This is a genomic window from Streptococcus oralis (assembly GCF_001578945.1).
Taxonomy (GTDB): domain Bacteria; phylum Bacillota; class Bacilli; order Lactobacillales; family Streptococcaceae; genus Streptococcus; species Streptococcus oralis_Q.
The window spans coordinates 400,203-402,992 of the sequence record NZ_KQ969550.1; the positions used below are offsets into that span (position 1 = coordinate 400,203).

General features: G+C 37.7%; 1 protein-coding gene and 4 pseudogenes. 2 read left to right on the plus strand and 3 right to left on the minus strand.

Annotated features, from left to right (window positions below; all coding sequences use genetic code 11):
* Together SORDD16_RS10485 and SORDD16_RS01820 are read left to right on the plus strand one after the other, a co-directional pair.
* A pseudogene (locus SORDD16_RS10485) lies at nt 1–244 on the plus strand (transposase); the annotation flags it as partial.
* Nucleotides 245–464: 220 nt separating this feature from the next.
* Nucleotides 465–1,622 (plus strand): annotated as a pseudogene (locus SORDD16_RS01820) (divalent metal cation transporter).
* Nucleotides 1,623–1,699: 77 nt separating this feature from the next.
* On the opposite strand, the pseudogene SORDD16_RS11065 reads toward SORDD16_RS01820, so the two are convergent.
* The 3 genes and pseudogenes from SORDD16_RS11065 to SORDD16_RS12285 form a co-directional block, all read right to left on the minus strand.
* Nucleotides 1,700–1,870 (minus strand): annotated as a pseudogene (locus SORDD16_RS11065) (transposase); the annotation flags it as partial.
* 94 nt (nt 1,871–1,964) lie between these two features.
* Nucleotides 1,965–2,630, minus strand: a complete 666-nt coding sequence (locus tag SORDD16_RS01825; protein ID WP_061452135.1) for a CPBP family intramembrane glutamic endopeptidase — start codon at nt 2,628–2,630, stop codon at nt 1,965–1,967.
* Between the two features lie 66 nt (nt 2,631–2,696).
* Nucleotides 2,697–2,790 (minus strand): annotated as a pseudogene (locus tag SORDD16_RS12285) (peptide pheromone VP1); the annotation flags it as partial.

Below are 2,790 nucleotides of genomic sequence, written 5' to 3' on the forward strand. Positions count from 1 at the left end.
CTGATTGAGGACAAGGCCTTTCGAACAGCTTTTAAGACCTTTAGAAAATACAAAGGGTATATCATTCATCAATGCCTGCGAGTACCCTTACTCAAATGCCAAGTTGGAAGTAACCAACAAGCTTATCAAAGACATAAAACGACAAACCTTTAGTTTTAGAAACTTCAAAAACTTTAAAACGATAATTTTGGTCACTTTGAACATCATAAAAGAGAGAACCAATCTGGTCCTCTCTAGATGTTAGCTATAAGTCACCCACTACAGTTGACAAGGAGCCGGAAATCCGAGAAGCTTTCTTCTCGGATTTTTTAGGCTTAACCATATTCACCTTGGAGTAATTTCATTAATACATGTAAAGTTTTCTATAATTTTTCAAAATGTCCTTACATTTCTTTTGAGTCTTTTGTAGAATAGCAGCTATCTATTCAGATTATTCTGAAAATTCAAAAATAAAAGCGTTTATTATGTCACAAGTTACTTTATCAAACCAGTCAACATGGGCAAGCAAACTAAAGGCAATGGACCAGAAATCCTAATGGCTTCTGCCACCGTCGGAGATTCTCACATCGTATCCTCCACTCAAGCTGGTGGTTCTTATGGTTGGTCACTACTCCTCTTGGTTATCTTGGCTAATGTTTTTAAATATCCATTTTTCCGTTCTGGTGCCGAATATACTGCTGACACTGGTAAAACCTTGATCGAAGGCTATGCCAAAAAAGGAAAAATCTATCCCTGGATTTTCTTTGTCCTCAATGTCTTCTCTGCTATGGTCAGCACAGCTGGAGTCGCTATCCTTTGCTCAGCCATCATCGCTAGCGCTTTCCCAATGATTGGTCTTAGCATCACTCAATGGTCCCTTATCCTTGTTGCAGTCATTTGGACCATGATACTCTCTGGTGGCTACAAACTATTGGATAGTATAGCAAAATGGATCATATCTGCCTTGACTATTGCTATTGAAATCTTAGCTGTCAACCCACTTTAGTCAACCGAAAAGAAAAAACTATTAACTTTAATGCCGAAGACGCCCTTTTTAACTTTAGCGTTGGTTCCGTTGGAACAACTATCTTAACCGTATCTTTGTGGCACTTGAAGAACTCATTTAATACCTTACAGGACAAGCGGTTGAAGATGCTTCAGCCAAGTGCATTTCTCAATTCGTGGGTATGTATGCCTCTGTTCTTGGGGAATGATCCCGTTACTTGATTACTTTTATCGCCTTTCTCTGTATCTTTGGAACAGTCATCACTATTATCGATAGCTACTCTCGCGTCAATCGGTTTTCCCTACGACTCTTGATTCGTCAAAAAGAAGACAGTAGTAAATCTTTGAACATCTGGATAACCATCACTGCTATCATCGGTATCGTCATCATCAAGTTCTTTGCTGGTCAAGTTTCAACCATGCCCCGCTTTACCATGATCGGTTCTGCCCTGACAACAACATTCTTCGCTATTTCGAACTATGTATTGGTAACACGTGAAAATAAAAATCTGCCTTCTTGGCTGAAGCTCCTCGCTATCGCAGGATTGATTTTTCTCTTTGGTTTCGCTATCTTCTTTATCTACGCACTCGCTATCGGCAAAGCTATATATACAATTATAAAAATAACACAGAGATAGAATAAATCAAATCGATTTCTCGCATAAAAAGGTTCTGTCAATAATTTTGTGTAAACACTCAAGTAGAGTTTATTAAGTTATAAAATCAAGCTTTCTAAGTTGTCTGAACAAAATCTAAAACCTTTATGAATCCGTTGTTCATTTTTAAAATTGTAGTTTTCAAAAATACTAACCAAGCAACGTTCAAGGGCTTCTTCGTTAGGAAATATTACTCTTTTCTTTGTTTGTCTCTTTATTTCCTTATTTAATTAGTTGAATAAATACTTTCATCGCAACTCCTTTTTGAGTTCAAATGGGAAGCTTTCCCCCACAAAATAGACCGATATTATTGAGCACCCAAAATTACAGCAACGGTAAAATTTGACCAATGCCATTGTAGACTATATGCAGCCCAATAGGCCAATAAATCGACTTTGTCACTCTAAATAAGACTGCAAATATGAGACCGCCACCCATATATACGAAAAAATCTGTCAAAACCCAACCATGGCCACTAATGTGTAAGACTCCAAATAATATAGCTGAGCCAAGTACATCCAGTCCCCATTTCTTCCCTCTTTCCAGAGCAGTCATCACCAATCCACGATAAATCATGTCTTCAAAAATGGGGCCTGCAATCACAGGATAGAAAAAATACATCAAAAATGCCGTAGCTCCTTTAAAAGTCGGAATGGCGAGTTGATAAGAAATTTCATTTTTGGTAGATGGGAAAAGATAAAATGTGACAAAATTCCAAACAACAAAAGCAAGCAGAGCTAGGAAGGAATAGAAAAGATAGGATCCTTTAAACTTTCTACTGTTGATTTTCTGCCATTTCCCCGACCAAATCATAACAAGAAGAGCAAACAGAACCACAAGAAAGTTCAACATCATATCCGACAGATAATAGATAAAGTCAGATAGACCCACAGCAAGATCGCTGCGTAAAACTAGATCACTGAACTTCTGGTCAGCAATAACTAGTAGAAAAGCTATAATAAAGTAGTGACGTGAGATTATCTTTTTCATTCTATTTTCTCCTATACTATGAAATAAAGACAGCCCCTACCCAAGAAAAGGCAAGGGCTTTGTATATTAATAACGTCGGCGGTCAGAATTAGAGTCAGGTTTATCGTTAAAATATTTCTTCCAGAAATTAGTGATTGACCAAGGTGTTCCTAGGCCTCCC